Source organism: Streptomyces sp. NPDC056734 (assembly GCF_042790455.1).
GTDB lineage: Bacteria > Actinomycetota > Actinomycetes > Streptomycetales > Streptomycetaceae > Streptomyces.
This window is the reverse complement of the sequence record NZ_JBHTZD010000015.1, coordinates 81,521-96,531: the sequence shown is the minus strand read 5'-3', so window position 1 is coordinate 96,531 and position 15,011 is coordinate 81,521. Positions and strand designations below refer to the sequence as shown.

Below are 15,011 nucleotides of genomic sequence, written 5' to 3'. Positions count from 1 at the left end.
CACCGGGGTCGGTCGGCAGAGATGCCCCCGCGGCCCGGTACGGAACCGGATGCGGGGGCAGCTGTGAGTCGTACGTCAGCGATTGGCGGCGTACGTGAGAAACGCGGCCCAGTGGTCGGAGGCGAAGGCGAGGCGTTCGCCCTCTATGCGTTTGGAGTCGCGAACGTGGATGGTCTGGGAGGCGAAGGCGACCTCTACGCAGTCCGAGACTTCGTTCTCGCTGTAGCTGCTCTTGAACCACTTCAGCGCGGTATTGGTCATCAGGTCTCTCCCAGCAATTGTTCGATAAACGCCAGTGAATCACGGGGCGCCAGGGCTTGGGCACGGACGTTGCCGTACCGGATCTCCAGGGGCCGTACCTTCTTCGGCTGTGTGAAGATGCGGCCGATGACCGGCAGTTCCTGGAACGCCACCGTGGCCCCTCCGGTGAGCCGCAGCAACCGAATGGCTCCCGCGATTGAGGCATGCTCCTCCACATCCATCGGCATGACTTGGATGTCCACATTTCGCCGCTCCCCCATCTCCAACAGATGTTCGAGCTGGGTCCGCATCACCGCCCGGCCCCCGAGCGGGCGTCGGAGCGTGACCTCGTCCTGAATGAAGCTGAAGACCGGCTCCGGTTGCCGGTCGAACATCTTCTGACGAGCCAGCCGCGCGGCTACGAGCCGCTTCATCTCCTCTTCGGTGAACGGGGGGCGCCGCATCGCGTACAGAGCCCTTGTGTACTCCGGAGTCTGGAGCAGACCATGGACGACGCTGTTGGTGTAGGCATAGGACTCGACCGCGTCCGCCTCGAACCTGGTCAGATGCCGGAGCGTCTGCGGATACTCAACCTGCTCGACATCCTCTTGCAGCCGCGCGATCAGCCCATCCGCTCCTAACACCCGGTCGGCCTCGATGAGGAACTTCACGCTCGGAGCGCGCCTGCCCCTTTCGATGGACGACACCTGCTCCTCGCTGTACCCGACCGCTTTGCCCAACTCCGCCTGTGTGAGTCCGCTCCGCTCTCGGAAGGCCTTGATGAACCGCCCGATCGTTCGCAGTACCGCTAGGGACTCCTCGTCATCGGCCACCTTCGACGTTTCAACCCTGTCACCCATGCCCTGACCTTTCCGAGCGCCAACTTCCCTGTGCTGCACTGTGTAACGCCTTGCCGCCCGGGCAGCCCCCGGACACGACCCGGACAGTGACGTTGTGTACTGCCGCCGTTACTGGCCAGCGTAGAGACACATGACCACTCTGAGTCACATGAACGCCGATATTCCCCCCGCGACGGCGCCAGCCCATCGCTACAGCACCCGTCTCCCGGCCACCACCCGTGGCGCCCGTTTCGCCCGGCACTGTGCGATCGGGCAGCTCCTCGCCTGGGGCTGGGCCCCGGACACCGAGGCCAGCCGCACAGCCGCGCTGCTCGTCGCCGAACTCGCCGCGAACGCGATCACACACGGTCGGCACCGAGGGCGCCAGTTCCGGCTGACCCTCACCCTCTACCCGGCGGACCCCACCCTCCGTATCGAAGTCACCGACGCCCGCCCCGAACGCCGACCGCCGACCCCCGGCACCCTCCCGCCGGTCGCGGCGGACGCGGAGTCCGGGCGGGGGCTGGTCCTGGTGGAGGTGCTGTCCACCCACTGGGGGACGACCTGCGGAGACCCCTACACCAAGACCGTCTGGTGCGAAGTCGCTCTGAAGTGATTCGGGTGTCATGCTGAAACGGAGTGTGCTCCAGCAAGCCTCACCGGCCTCCTCGGTTCAAGGAGAAGGATGATGCGAGTCTCCATCATCGAGCGGAAATCCCAGCTGGCCGTGACAGTCATCGGCCAGAGGTCCGGCTCTGAAATCACCATGCATGAATTGCAGGGCTTCAACTCCGCACATTGGCAGGCGGAGCCTCTTGCCGACGGCACCTTCCGCATAAGATCCGACTGGGCGAACGGCAAAGTGTGGGACGTTGTGCAGGCGTCGCAGGACGCCGGAGCGCCCCTGATCGTCTGGGACTGGCACGGCGGCCCCAACCAGCGCTTCCGTGTCGCGGACGGGCTGATCACGGCCGTCCACTCGGGCAAGCGGATCGGGGTCTCCGGAGACGGCGAAGGACGCGCGGTCGTCCAGACGGCCGACGGCCAGAGCCGCCGGTTCCGGGTGGGCGCGGCACCGATCACCTCGATGAACTCGCCGAAGGTTCTCGACGTACCGTGGGCCTCCACCGAAAATGGTGTGCAGCTCTGCCAGTTCGGGCTGCACGGCGGCCCCAATCAGCGATTCCTCCTCGAAGAGCTGAGCAGCGACGACACCCGGGACGTGTTCCGGATCGTCGCCGAACACTCGGGAAAGGTGCTGGACGTGGAGAAGGCGTCCAGGGAGAACGGGGCCCGCATCATTCAGTGGCCCTGGCACGGCGGCGCCAATCAGCTGTTCTACGTCCGTCCGATCCGGGTGGACGGCGGCTACGGCATCATCAACGTCGGGTCGGGCAAGGCCGTCGACGTCTGGGCCTGGGGAAAGGACGACGGAGTTCCCATCATCCAATGGGACTGGCACGGCGGCGCCAATCAGCGATGGCTGCTCTGAGCACCGCTGCTGAGCCTTACTGCCGATACCCGCTCAAGAACCGCCCGATCCTCCCGATCGCCGCCTCCAGATCCTCCGCGTGCGGCAGCGTCAGGATGCGGAAGTGGTCCGGGGTGGGCCAGTTGAAGCCGGTGCCCTGGACGACCTGGATCTTTTCGCGTAGCAGGAGGTCCAGGACGAATCGTTCGTCGTCGTGGATCTTGTGGACCGCCGGGTCGATGCGCGGGAACGCGTACAGCGCGCCCTTGGGCTTCACGCAGGACACGCCCGGGATCTCGTTCAGCCGCTCCCAGGCCACGTTTCGCTGCTCGTGGAGCCGGCCGCCCGGTGCGGTCAGGTCGGTGATGGACTGGCGTCCGCCGAGCGCGGCCTGGATGGCGTACTGGGCGGGCGCGTTGGGGCACAGCCGCATGGAGGCCAGCATGGTCAGGCCCTCCAGGTAGTTCTTCGCGTGCTGGCGCGGGCCCGTCACCAGGAGCCAGCCTGAGCGGAAGCCTGCCACCCGGTAGGTCTTGGAGAGGCCGCAGAAGGTCAGGACCACCAGGTCCGGGGCCAGCGCGGCTGCCGAGTGGTGCACCGCGTCGTCGTACAGGATCTGGTCGTAGATCTCGTCCGCGAAGACCATCAGGCCATGGCGGCGGGCCAGGTCGAGGATGCCCTCCACGATCTCCTTGGGGTACACCGCGCCCGTGGGGTTGTTGGGGTTGATGATGACCACGGCCCTGGTGCGGTCGGTGATCCTGGCCGCCATGTCGTCCAGGTCCGGATACCACTCCGCCTGCTCGTCGCAGAGGTAGTGCACCGCCTTGCCGCCCGCGAGGGTCGTCACCGCGGTCCAGAGGGGGAAGTCCGGCGCCGGGATCAGTACCTCGTCGCCGTCCTCCAGCAGCGCCTGTACGGCCATCGAGACCAGCTCCGAGACACCGTTGCCCAGGAACACGTCCTCGACGTCCACCTCCAGGCCGAGCGTCTGATAGCGCTGGGCGACCGCGCGGCGGGCGGAGAGGATGCCGCGCGAGTCCGTGTAACCGTGGGCCTGCGGCAGCATCCGGATCATGTCCTGGACGATCTCCTCCGGCGCCTCGAAACCGAAGAGCGCCGGATTGCCGGTGTTGAGGCGCAGCACGCTGTGGCCCGCCTCCTCCAGCGCGTTGGCCTGCTCTATCACCGGGCCACGGATCTCGTAACAGACCTCGCTTAGCTTGCTCGACTGCCGGAACTCCATGCGACGACCCTCCGGGAACTTCCGAACTTCCGGAACTTGTGATGCCTGGTTTTACGTGATGCTTGGTTGTGCGTGATGCTTGGTTTTACCAAGTGGCAGCTTGGAAAGTCCAACTACATGTCTAGACTGCGTCCCATGTCACCACGCCGTAGCTACGACCAGTACTGTTCCGCAGCCCGCGCGCTGGACGCCGTCGGCGACCGCTGGACCCTGCTGATCGTCCGGGAACTGCTCGCCGGTCCGCGCCGCTACACGGACCTGCACGCGGACCTGCCCGGCGTGAGCACCGACGTCCTCGCCTCCCGGCTGCGGGACATGGAACGGGACGGGCTGGCGGAGCGACGCAGACTGCCGCCGCCGGGAGCCGCGTACGTCTATGAACTCACCCCGCGCGGGCGCCGCCTGCTGCCGGTGCTCCAAGCGCTGGGGGAGTGGGGGGAAGGGGAGTTGGGGGAGCGGCGGGCCACCGATGCCGTCCGCGCGCACTGGTTCGCCCTGCCGCTGCTGCGGGCCCTGGAGGGGGAGGGGCTGGTGGAGGTGCGGCTGGAGGAGGGGGTCTTTCATGTGTACGCCGGGCGGGATCGCGATGGCGATGGCGATGGGGGTGGGAGTGGGGGTGGCGATGGGGCCATGTACGGGTACGGGGCCGCGCCCGTCGAACCCGACGCCCTGCTGGAGCTGGACACGCTCACCGGGACGGCCATCGCGCGCGGGCAACTGAGCGTCGCCGACGCCGTACGGGACGGGCGGATCGACGTCACGGGGGAGGGGACCCTCGCGAAGGTGTTGCGGGAGGCGGGGAGGGTGTGAGAACGGCAGAAGGCCCGCACCTGGGCGGGCCTTCTGCCGTCCATGACGGTGTCTCAGGGCCTGGGCGGGCGTCCCGAACCCCGGGTCAGGGCGTAGCCGCCGATCCCCGCGAGCGCCGCCAGCGCGCCCCCGATCGCGGTCCACACCCATCTGTCGGACCACCAGCCCGACGCCCAGCCGTCCTCCGGCTCGATCGCCGACAGCACGGCCCCTGCCGTCGAGTCCTCCTCGGACTGCTCGACGGCGACCGCCACGCCCGGCACCAGCGGCTCCGCCAGCGAACCGTCCACCGCCGCCGCACCCCCGATGTCCTTGGCGTCGACCCGCACCTCGGTGCTCACCGGCAGCCCGAGATCGGCCGTCGGCACGCCCAGCGCGGTGAGCCGGACGTAGTACGTGCCCGGCAGCGGGTCATCGGCCCACGGCTCGGACCAGGCCCGGACCGTCCGCAGCACGCACGCCAGCTCCACGGAGGCCGCACCCGCCGCCGCGGTCCGGGTCTGCGCCCCGTACTGGCACGCCTGACGGCGCCGCAGACCGTCGTACACATCGATCTGCCAGGTCTGGGCGGCATGCGACCCGGGCAGCTTCACCGTCGCCGTGACGGTCGGGCGCTGACCCGAGTCGGCCGGGAAGGACCAGTACAGGTAGTCGCCCGCGGAGGCGTCGGCGGTGCCGGTCTCGCCTTGGTCGAGTTCGGTCGCCGTGCGGAAGGACGTGCCCGCCGTGGTCGGTCCTGTCCCCGAGTCCTCGGCGGGGGTCGCGGAGGGGGTGGTGTCGGCCGCCGCCGGGGCCGCCGCCAGGCCGAGGGCCAGCAGGGCGCCGGTCAGGACCTTCAGCACCCGCGGAACCCTCTGCACCCGCGGAACCCTCTGCCCGCTCGGCACCCGTGCGCTACGCATACGCGTCATCAGCTCGTCCTCCAGACCGCGACCCGCCACCGGGAGATCCAGCCCCACAGCAGACCCGCGACGAAACCGGTCAGTATCAGCGCGGCCAGCAGCCACCAGCCGCGCCCGAGGCCGAACGCGGCCACGTCGGTCGCCGGTGACGGCCCGTCCACCACGTCGACCGTCAGCTCCAGCGGCAGCCCCGGCGTGGTCTGCACCCCGCCAGCCGCCGTGAAGGAACTGGTGACCTGGAGACAGACCGTCTCCGCCGGGGCCGTCTCATCGCCGTCGTCGTCGCTCTCCGCCTTCGGGTAGCGCAGGCCCGTCGAGATGACATCCGTACGGCCCGTCCCGGCCGCCTCGCCGCGCACGATCTCCCGGCCCGAGGCCGTGACCGCCCGCAGCAGCACCCCGTAATCGGGGTTCACCGCCCTGTCCGCCGCCACGCTCACCGAGGCGCGCAGCTCCTGGCCGGGCTCGACATCCACCCGGTACCAGCGGGCCTGCCCGAAGTCCTGGCGGTCGGTGTACAGGCCCGACTCCAGCGCGGGCGCCTCGGCGCAGCGGTCGGCGCCCGCCACGGCCACCGGGGTCACCACGGGATCGGCCGCCCGCTCCACCAACTGGTTCACCCGGTCGGTGAGTTCGTCGGTGTGCTCGATCGAGGTGTACGTGCCGCCGGTCGCCTCCGCGATACAGCTGAGCTGCTGCCGCATCTTGGTGTTGGGCACCAGGCCGAGGGTGTCGATGGTCAGGCCGATGCCCTTGGCCGCGATCTCCCGGGCCACCTCGCACGGGTCCAGCGGGGCGCAGGTGTCCTCGCCGTCGCTGATCAGCACGATCCGCTTCGAGCCGGTGTCGGCGCCGGTCCCGTCGGTGCCGGTCTCGAAGTCGTCGGCGGCGGCGAGCAGCGCGGGTCCGATCGGGGTCCAGCCGGTCGGCGCGAGGGTCGCCACCGCCGTCTTCGCCTCGGTCCGGTCCAGCGGGCCGACCGGATAGAGCTGCGCGGTGTCCTCGCAGCCGCGCTGCTTGTCGTCGCCGGGGTAGTCGGAGCCCAGGGTGCGGATGCCGAGCTGGACATCCTCGGGCGTGGCGTCCAGCACCTCGTTGAACGCCTGCTTCGCCGCGGCCATCCGGGACTGTCCGTCGATGTCCCGCTCCTGCATGGAACCGCTGACGTCCAGCACCAGATTGACCTTGGGCGCGGTGGCCGTGGTCTCGTCCGTTTCGTCGGCCAGCGCCGTGGACGGGAACGTCAGCCCGGCCAGCAGCGCGGCGAGCAGGACGCACACGCCCACCGCCGGCCGTTGTCTTGTGATCATCGGCGGATCTTATTGATCCCAGGTGCGCGGCTCCAAAACGGTGGGTGGGGTGTGGGGTTGACGCCGGGTCATGTCAAGGCAATGTGGCGGGGGCTAGAGCAAAGGATTCGGCAGCTCCGCCCAGAGGTCCCCCTGCCGCTCCGGCGTCAGCCGCATCAGCGTCAGCGCCTTCGCGGGGATCGGCGCCTCCCGCAGCGCGGCGGTGTCGGCGGTGCGCGGCAACTCCCGTACGACGGGTTCGAGCGCCGCCCCCAGCGCGGTGCCGGAGCCCGCCGTCGCGGCCAGCGTGCCCGCCACCAGAGAGCCGAACAGCTTGCGGCGCAGGGCGTCGTGATCGTCCGTCATGATGCGGACGGGCAGCTCCGGCGGGACCTCGATGCCGTGCCGGGCCAGCCGGGCCGGGCTGACCCGGATGTCGGCGAGGTCCCGGTAGACCAGGCGGAGCGGGGCGTCGGTGGGGGAGAGGACGACGAGGAGGTTCTGGCCGTGGGCCTCCAGGGCGACGCCCAGTTCCAGCAGCCGCAGGCCGACGGTGAGCGTGAGACGCGCGAAGTCCGTGAGCCAGGCGGGGGATTGGGTGAGGCCGGTCAGGGGCAGCGCCGCCACCGGGACGACCCGCTCGCCCCTTCCCGCGTACACCTGCGGTGACTCCCGTAGGACGGCGGCCAGTTCGGGTGTGCCGTCGGTCACCGCGCCCAGGGTGCGGGTGAGGTGCAGGAGGCCGTCCAGGCGGGCGGCCAGCCGTTCCGCGAACGCCGACAGCAGCGCCGACGAGGTCACCGACGGCACCGAGATGTCCCGTACGGAGGAGGTCAGCCGGGCGCTGAGCGCGGTCTTGACGTGCGGTCCGCCGGGGAGGGCGAGTGTGCGCAGGGACATCAGCGGGTGGGCGCCCAGCTCCCGGTCGAAGGGGCGCTTGAGGACATGGGCCGCCTGCCAGGGGTGGACCGGGATCAGCACCTTGCCGCCGTCCCGCAGGCCGCCGGGCCAGTCGCCCGCGACCAGGCACCCGTCCGCCGGGACCGGCACCAGCCCCAGCCGCACCAGCGGGCGGTGCTCGGGCGCGTACGCGAGCTGCTCGGCCACCGAGAAGCCGGGGCGGGACCGGCAGTTGGGGTGGTACGGGTGCCCGTCGACGATCCGCTGTTCCCACTCCCACTCCCACTCCCGGGTCGGGGGCGCCCCCTGCTCCGGCTCCTGCGCGGCGCGGGACAGGGCCAGTGAGGCGACGCTGTGGGCGAGTTCGGCGGCGAGGCCGGAGCCGTGCGGGACGCCGAGGGCGGCCATCAGCTGGGCCGGATCGTCGTACGGGCGCGCGTCGAGGTGGACGACGGTGACGTAGGCGTCGGTGGCGTACGGGTCGGGGACGGGGCCGTGCAGTCGGCGTCCGTCGCGCAGGCGCAGGGTGACGGTGTCGGGTGACGGCCCCCCTTCGAGGTGCTGGAGGTGCTCGACGCGCTCGATCCAGGGCAGCGGCTCATGGGTCAGGGCACGCCACAGCCGGGTCAGTACGGCCGCGCGGGCGCCGGGCAGTCCGGCCGCGAACCCGGGAAGGAGTCCGGGACGGACGGCGGCCAGCTCACCGGCGACCTCGGTGTCGGCTGCGGGGGGTGGATACACGGGGGGTCTACCTTCGGTAGGAGTGGTACGAGAGCGGTACAAGGGCGGTAGGAGAGCGGTAGGAGAGCGGTACGAGAGTGGTACGAGAGCGGTACGAACGGGGCGGTCCCGATCGGATCCGCGAGAGATACTGATCGTCCCCGCCCGAATGAACCGTAGGGAACGAGTGGAACGCGTGGACCTCATCCCCCCACCCACCGGCGCCGCCGCCCCGGCCGACACCGACGCCGACAACGACGTCGACGCCGACATCGGCGGCCTGGCCGACGCCTACGCTGCCGCGCCGCTGCTGAACTGTCTGCTGCGGGAGGTGGCGGAGCCGGTACGGCCCCCGGTGGGGGTCGGGGAGGGGGTCGGGGTCGGGGACCTCGCCCGTCCGACGTACCGTCTGCCCGGCACCGGCCGCCTCCTGCGGGTGCGCGGCACGCGGCGGCCCGCCGAGCCGGAGGTACGGGCCTCCGACCGCTGGACGGCCCTCGGGTTCACGGGGCTGGTCGAACTGGTCGGCGAGGAGCTGACCCGGCTCACCGGTCTGGCCAACCACGAACTGCCCGCCGAGATGCGCGACAGCCGCGAGACGCTGGCCGCGCTGCTCGCCGCCCGCGCGCGTGCCGTACCCCCCGCCGACCCCTACCTGCTCTCCGAGCAGTCCCTGGTCACCGGTCACCCCCACCACCCGGCGCCGAAGGCACGCGGCGGCGGCCCGCCGTCCGGCTGGCTGCCGTACGCGCCCGAGGCGTACGCCCGCTTCCCTCTGACGTTGCTGGGTCTACGCGAGGACGCGGTGGTGGAGGAGGGCGACACGACGGCGCTGGACGCCCTCGGGACGGCCCCGCCCGGCTACCGGCTGCTCCCGGCCCACCCCTGGCAGCTCGCCCTGCTCGGCGACCGGCTCGCCGCAGCGTTCGCGGACGGCAGGCTGATCCGCCTGGGGACCACTCCCTCGCCGGTCTGGCCGACGGCCGCGATCCGTACGGTGTACGAGCCCGGGGCGGATCTGTTCCTGAAGTTCAGCCTGGACGTGCGCATCACCAACGACGTACGGCGGCTGTGGCGCCACGACCTGCTGAAACTGCGCCGCACGGACGCGGCGGCGACCCGGGCGCTGGAGCGATCCGGCGGCGGCTGGCTCAGCGACCGGGGCTACCGGACCGCCGACTTCGCCTTCGAGGAACTCGCCGTCATGACCCGGGACGGACTGCGCGGGCAGCTCCCGCCCGGCGGGACGGCGTATCTCGCCGCCGGTCTGGTGGAGGGCTTCGAGGGCAGTCCGCTCGCCGGGGCCACCGATCCCGGGCGCTGGTGGGAGGCGTATCTGGCCCAGGTGGTGCCGCCCGCGCTGACGGCCTTCGCCGCGCACGGAGTGGTCCTGGAGGCCCACCTCCAGAACGCGGTGATCGTCTGCGCGCCGGACGGCACGCCCGTACGGGCGCTGTTCCGGGACGCCGAGGGCGTCAAGCTGGTCGCGGACGTGGGGCGGGCGGCCGGGTGGGAGCGGCTGGTGTACTGCCTGGTGGTGAACCATCTGCTGGAGGTCGCGGGCGCGCTCGCCGAACGCCACCCCGGTTTCACCCCGTGGCCCGCGCTCCGGCGCGAGCTGGCCCGCCACGCCCTCCCGGAGATCCCCGCCCTGCTGGCCGCGCCCACCCTCCCGGCCAAGACCAATCTGCTGCTGCGCTGGACACGGGCGGACGGGGCGGACGCGCGGTACCGCGCGCTGGCGAATCCGCTGGCGGACCTGCCGGTGAATCCGCTGGCGGACCGGTTGGCGGATCCGCCGTCCGAGGGCTGACGGTCGGGGGCTGACAGCCGAGCGTCACCGGTGACATCTTCCCCCGTGGCGGGTGAGGCGCGGGGCGCGTGCATCCGCTGCGATGAGGGGAGCGGCGGGGGCTGAGCGGGGGAGGGAGTCATCGGTGCCCAGAACGAGGACCCGTCCGGCCGAGCGCCGCAAGCGGGCGGATTACACGGGCGGCGTGTACGGATCCATGCTCGCGGCCTCCGTGGTGATCGGCGCCGGTTCCCTGGGCGAGTTCCCCCGCGCCGAGCTGGTGCTCCTGCTGCTGCTCACCGGCGGCGTGTTCTGGGTCGCGCATGTGCATGCCCAGCTGTTCGGGGCCCGCCTGGCGCAACAGGCGCTGAACCGTCATGTCGTGCTCCGGGTGTGCCGGGAAGAGTGGCCGATCGTCAACGCCGCCGTCCCCCCGGCCCTTGCCGTGGCAGTCAGCTCCCTCCTGGGCCTCGATGTGCTGGGCGCCCTCTGGCTGGCGCTGTCCGTCGCGGTGGCCGGGCAGGTGGGCTGGTCGGTGGCCGCCGCACACCGGGCGGGCGCGTCCCGGCGGCTGATGGTCACCACCGCGTCGGTCAACCTGCTGCTGGGCCTGCTGATCATCGCCTTCAAGCTCTTTCTGACGCACTGAGCACGCTCGACCGGAGGTCGGCCTCCTGGGCAAGTGCGCTACGCCCCGGGTGCTCAGCCCGCACTCCGCGCACGGGCTGAGCGAGTGTTCCTCTCTACCGGCCGGGGGCGTTATTGGAGTCCGGCGTCCAGGGCGTTCATCAGGGTGCCGGTCGGGGTGTCACCGGACATCTCCCAGACCATGCCGCCCAGCAACCCCTTCGATTTGATGTACTCCGTCTTCTTCCCGATCGACCAGGTGTCGTCGAAGGACCACCAGGTGCCATTGTTGCCCGTGTATCCATAGGTGGAGATCGACTGGGCGTCATGGACGACGGTCATGCCGGGATAGCTGGTGATCAGATTCTGGTAGCCGCGAGTACCGGCCTCCTCCGCGAACTGGCCTGGGGCCGCGCCGTTCGCGGTCTGCCACTCGCCGCTGACGCCGCCGTCGGCGACCTCCTTCCAGCCTCTGCCGTAGAAGGGGAAGCCGATGGTGAGCTTGCGTGGACTGACCCCCGCGTCGGTGTATGCCTTCACGGCACTGTCGATGCTGAAGTCGTTCGGGTAGGGCGACTGGGCGTCGGTGTAGAGGTTGGCCTGGTGGCCGGTGCGGCCGGGCTCCCAGGAGTTGTCGCTGCCCGCGCCGTGGAAGTCGTAGCCCTGGACGTTGGCGTAGTCCAGATCGTCGAAGATCTTCGAGATGTCCCAGCCGGCGTCGATCTTCTCCGGGTCGGCCGGGGTGAACGCGGTGAGCAGCTTGTGGTCGCCGCCGAGCGCGTCGAGCTGCTTGCGGAACTCCGCGATCAGGGCGGTGTTGTTGGCCTTGTCGGCGGTGCTCCAGTGGTTGCCGGGGTGACCGTCCGGGGAGCCGGGCCACTCCCAGTCCAGGTCGATCCCGTCGAAGATCCCGGCGGCGGCACCCGGTCCTCCGGCGCCGTTGTACAGCGGCAGATCGCCCTTGATGTACATGTCCACACAGGACTTCACGAACTTCTCGCGCGAGGCCTGGGTCGCGGCGACATCGGAGAAGTACTTGGAGAACGTCCATCCGCCGAGCGAGATGACGATCTTCAGGTGCGGATACTTCTCCTTGAGCTTCTTGAGCTGGTTGAAGTTGCCGCGCAGCTTGCCCCAGCCGTCGTCGGCCACGCCGTCCACGGACTGGGAGGCGGGGAAGGCACGGCCGTAGTCGGCCTCGGCGTCGCCCGCCCCATCGCCCTCGTTGGGGTCCTGGGGGTTGCCGGAGACACCCTTGACCACGCCGTTGAGGCAGGTGAGGTTGACGGGGTCGATATTGCCGAAGGCGTAGTTGATCACGTCCAGTTTGGCGGCGGCGCCGGAGGTGTCCAGGTTCTTGACGTTGTACTGGCGGCCGTAGATGCCCCATTGGACGAAGTAACCGACGGTCGCGTAACCGCCGTTGCCGACGGCTTCGTGCGTGGTGACCGTGAGGGTGTTGCTCGCCGGGGAGGCGTTGTCGGCGGCGTCCCGCGCCTTGACGGTGAATCCGTAGCTGGTGGCGGGGGACAGTCCGGTGACCGTGGTGGTCAGGGTGTCCGCCGGGACGGTGGCGACCAGGGTGGTGCCCTGGTAGACGTCGTAGGCGGCGACGGCGTTGTTGTCGGTCGACGCGTTCCAGGCCAGGGCGACGGTGCTGGAGGTGACGGCGGTGGATCGCAGGGCGCCGGGGGCGGTCGGGGGGACGGGGTCGGTCGCCGGGTCGACGGTGGTGGCGGTGATGGGCGCGCTCGGTGTGCCGAGGTTGCCCCGGGTGTCCTTGGCGCGGACGGTGAAGCTGTAGCCGGTCGCCGGGGTCAGGTTGTTCACGGTGGCGGAGGTGGTGGCGGTGGCGGCCACGACGGTGTCGCCGCGCAGCACCTCGTATCCGGCCACGGGGAAGTCACCTCGGGTGGAGGCGTTCCACTTCAGGCTCACCGTCCGGGCCGTGGTGCCGGTCACGGCCACCCCGGTCGGGGCGGCGGGCGGTACGGCGGGGCTGCCGTCGCACTTGTCCCCGTTGATCAGACAGCCGGTCGGCGCGGTGATGGGGCCGGTGGCGACGAACCAGTAGCTGTACGGCTCGGTGCTGCCGTTCGCCGGGACGGTGGCGTTGTAGTGGGCGTTGGTGACGGTGACATGGGAGCCGTTCACTGTCGCGGTCCCGTTGTAGTGCTGGCTGATGGTGACCCCGGCCGGGAGGTCGAACTCCAGGGTCCAGCCGGTCACCGGCGCGGCGCTGTTGTTGCGGACGACGAGCGTCCCGCGCCACCAGGGGCCATTGTCGGAACTGGTGAACGAGGCGGTCAGGGCGCCCGCCGCCTGGGACGGCGTGGCGACGCCGATGAGCCCACCCAGGGCGAGGACGAGCGCGGTGAGCGCGGCGAGCAGCCGCCGCCTCGGCGGTGCCAAGAATCTGATGGTTCTGGTTCTGGTTCTGGTTCTGGTTCTGGCTTGGGCTCTGGATCCGGATCTGCTGAACACGGCTCTCCTTGGGGTAGGGAGGCGGGACGGCATCCCGCGTCGCGTGTCCGTGCGGCGACGCCCGATGACGGGACGGTCGCATGACGCGCACCTGCCCGAGACGCCGAGACCGGCGTCGGACACGTGTGCTGGGGCAGTGCTGACCAGTGCCGACCAGAGAAACCAGTTGTCGTACACACGTCAATGAGGGCCGTGCGGGATTGGACTACACCAATACCGTGCCCTTCTCGCCGCGCCGGCCTCCCACCCCTGGCGGGCGACCCAGAAATGGGCTAGACCAATTCCGTTGATTTTAGGGTCCCTTGACCTGGCGCGGCCCGGGGCGGCCGACGGCCGTCACGCTTGGTCGGTGTGCGCGCTTGTATCCCTCGGCCGGACAGCGGGCCGGACAGCCGGCCGGCGTTCACGGCGGTCGTGCGGAGTGGCAATCGCGGCTTCTCCACCGGCAACGGAACCCTCATATGATCCCTTCTATGGCTTCTGTTGGGTCTTGGTGAGTATGTTCTGGAAGGGTGCTGTGTGCGGTTTGGGATGCGTGTCATGATCGCGCCGTGAAGAAGCCCATTTCGTTGGCAGTCACCGCTCTGACCACCGCAGCTCTTCTGTCCGGGACCTCGCCGGCCGCGCAGGCCGTGCCCCTTCCGGCGCAACAGGACTCGTTCGACAAGAGAGCCCGCTGCACGTCCACCGACAAGGACGGGCGCAAGATCATCACCCGCTACGGGAACCCGAAGCTCGGCTGGAACCACTTCACCCACCGGCACAACATCAAGAAGTGCGCGATCCTCAACGCGGCCCTCAAGGACAAGGTCGACCGCAATGACGGGCACGGTCGGCTGGAGTACGACGGCGTCGCGGTCAAGACAGGCCGCAGCAAGGTCAAGTTCGTCGTGATCGTCCAATACACGCGCAAGACCAAGGATGGCAAGTACGACGCCGGTCAGGGACAGAAGATCGGCGTCGTCAACGCCTTCTGCCGCAACCAGTCGAACAACAAGTGTCCCGCATGGATGAACCAGTGACCGACCCCGAGGACCGAGAGCAGCAGGCGTCTGTCACCCGCCTGCTGCTGTACCACCTCCACGCGCCCTTCGCCGAAGGGTGGCGCCTGCGTGGAGTCCTGCCCGCCCCCGGCGCCGTCCGCGTCGCCGTGGAGACCGGAGACGGCCGGGACGGCGGAGGCGGTGCGACCTTCCTCTACGAGATCCCCCACGACAGCGTCGCCCCCTACTACATTCCCGGCATCCTGCGCACCGTCCTGGCCGACGCCCAGTTCTACGGCAGTGGCGACATCGGCGAGGCCATGGGCATGACCGTCATCCGCCTCCGCCCCGCGGAGATCACCCCCGACCCGGAACCCGAAGAGGGCGAGGCGCTCACCGTCCTGCGCGCCCTGTCCGACTCCGGTGAAGATGAGAACCCGTTCCTGATCGGCTTCCTGATCCTGGGTCACGCCACCTTGCGTCTGTACGTGCAGCGCCCCGAGCGCCCCGGCGTCATCGGCGTCGACATCCGCCTCGACGACCTGTCCACCGCGCTGATTGCCTCCATCCCCAGCCTCCTCGGGGAAGAGCAGTACCAGCGGCCGTCCCCCGGCGACCCCCACTGCGATCTCCTGGTCGACCTGACCGGCTGGTAGGGCGAGCGAAGACGGCCGGGAGCGGCCCCCGGGGGAGGGCCGCTCCCGGCCC

Annotated in this window: 14 protein-coding genes; 7 read left to right on the top strand and 7 right to left on the bottom strand. The window is 70.2% G+C overall.

The features are described from left to right. Nucleotides 1-75: 75 nt before the first annotated feature. On the bottom strand, nt 76-261 hold the full coding sequence (locus ACFRFC_RS23210) for a DUF397 domain-containing protein (protein WP_382690460.1): 186 nt from the start codon (nt 259-261) through the stop codon (nt 76-78). Continuing rightward, nucleotides 261-1,100 carry a Scr1 family TA system antitoxin-like transcriptional regulator gene (locus ACFRFC_RS23205; protein ID WP_382690458.1) on the bottom strand — a complete coding sequence of 280 codons (840 nt, stop codon included), beginning with the start codon at nt 1,098-1,100 and terminating at the stop codon, nt 261-263. The genes ACFRFC_RS23210 and ACFRFC_RS23205 overlap by 1 nt, the downstream gene beginning before the upstream one ends. Before the next feature lie 148 nt (nt 1,101-1,248). Here ACFRFC_RS23205 and ACFRFC_RS23200 point away from each other — a divergent pair, with 148 nt between their 5' ends. Continuing rightward, the gene (locus ACFRFC_RS23200) at nt 1,249-1,695 is read left to right on the top strand and encodes an ATP-binding protein (protein ID WP_382690624.1); all 447 of its coding nucleotides are present in this window, start codon (nt 1,249-1,251) and stop codon (nt 1,693-1,695) included. A gap of 69 nt (nt 1,696-1,764) precedes the next feature. Next, on the top strand, nt 1,765-2,571 hold the full coding sequence (locus ACFRFC_RS23195; protein WP_382690456.1) for an RICIN domain-containing protein: 807 nt from the start codon (nt 1,765-1,767) through the stop codon (nt 2,569-2,571). A gap of 16 nt (nt 2,572-2,587) precedes the next feature. Here ACFRFC_RS23195 and ACFRFC_RS23190 read toward each other — a convergent pair whose 3' ends face one another. Continuing rightward, the gene (locus ACFRFC_RS23190) at nt 2,588-3,796 is read right to left on the bottom strand and encodes a pyridoxal phosphate-dependent aminotransferase (RefSeq protein WP_382690454.1); all 1,209 of its coding nucleotides are present in this window, start codon (nt 3,794-3,796) and stop codon (nt 2,588-2,590) included. A gap of 135 nt (nt 3,797-3,931) precedes the next feature. On the opposite strand from ACFRFC_RS23190, the gene ACFRFC_RS23185 reads away from it, so the two are divergent. Continuing rightward, nucleotides 3,932-4,606: a winged helix-turn-helix transcriptional regulator gene (locus ACFRFC_RS23185; RefSeq protein WP_382690452.1), complete on the top strand. Its 675-nt coding sequence runs from the start codon at nt 3,932-3,934 to the stop codon at nt 4,604-4,606. 53 nt (nt 4,607-4,659) lie between these two features. On the opposite strand, the gene ACFRFC_RS23180 is transcribed toward ACFRFC_RS23185, so the two are convergent. From ACFRFC_RS23180 to ACFRFC_RS23170, 3 genes are all read right to left on the bottom strand, one after another. Beyond that, nucleotides 4,660-5,508 (bottom strand): hypothetical protein, encoded by an 849-nt coding sequence (locus tag ACFRFC_RS23180; RefSeq protein WP_382690622.1) that lies wholly within the window; start codon nt 5,506-5,508, stop codon nt 4,660-4,662. Between the two features lie 8 nt (nt 5,509-5,516). Then, on the bottom strand, nt 5,517-6,818 hold the full coding sequence (locus tag ACFRFC_RS23175) for a VWA domain-containing protein (RefSeq protein WP_382690450.1): 1,302 nt from the start codon (nt 6,816-6,818) through the stop codon (nt 5,517-5,519). 93 nt (nt 6,819-6,911) lie between these two features. Continuing rightward, complete coding sequence (locus ACFRFC_RS23170; RefSeq protein ID WP_382690448.1) at nt 6,912-8,438, bottom strand: IucA/IucC family protein; 1,527 nt, start codon at nt 8,436-8,438, stop codon at nt 6,912-6,914. Nucleotides 8,439-8,604: 166 nt separating this feature from the next. Between ACFRFC_RS23170 and ACFRFC_RS23165 the strand changes: the two genes are divergently transcribed. Both ACFRFC_RS23165 and ACFRFC_RS23160 read left to right on the top strand, forming a co-directional pair. Further along, nucleotides 8,605-10,230, top strand: coding sequence for an IucA/IucC family protein (locus tag ACFRFC_RS23165; RefSeq protein WP_382690446.1), 1,626 nt, complete (start codon nt 8,605-8,607; stop codon nt 10,228-10,230). Nucleotides 10,231-10,312: 82 nt separating this feature from the next. Continuing rightward, nucleotides 10,313-10,858 (top strand): hypothetical protein, encoded by a 546-nt coding sequence (locus tag ACFRFC_RS23160; protein ID WP_382690444.1) that lies wholly within the window; start codon nt 10,313-10,315, stop codon nt 10,856-10,858. 110 nt (nt 10,859-10,968) lie between these two features. Here the strand turns inward: ACFRFC_RS23160 and ACFRFC_RS23155 are convergent, their stop codons facing one another. Further along, nucleotides 10,969-13,257, bottom strand: a complete 2,289-nt coding sequence (locus tag ACFRFC_RS23155; protein ID WP_382690620.1) for a glycosyl hydrolase family 18 protein — start codon at nt 13,255-13,257, stop codon at nt 10,969-10,971. A 614-nt stretch (nt 13,258-13,871) separates the two neighbouring features. Between ACFRFC_RS23155 and ACFRFC_RS23150 the strand changes: the two genes are divergently transcribed. Both ACFRFC_RS23150 and ACFRFC_RS23145 read left to right on the top strand, forming a co-directional pair. Beyond that, nucleotides 13,872-14,342 carry a hypothetical protein gene (locus tag ACFRFC_RS23150; RefSeq protein WP_382690442.1) on the top strand — a complete coding sequence of 157 codons (471 nt, stop codon included), beginning with the start codon at nt 13,872-13,874 and terminating at the stop codon, nt 14,340-14,342. Further along, complete coding sequence (locus tag ACFRFC_RS23145; protein WP_382690440.1) at nt 14,327-14,959, top strand: hypothetical protein; 633 nt, start codon at nt 14,327-14,329, stop codon at nt 14,957-14,959. The genes ACFRFC_RS23150 and ACFRFC_RS23145 overlap by 16 nt, the downstream gene beginning before the upstream one ends. The last annotated feature ends 52 nt before the right edge of the window (nt 14,960-15,011 follow it).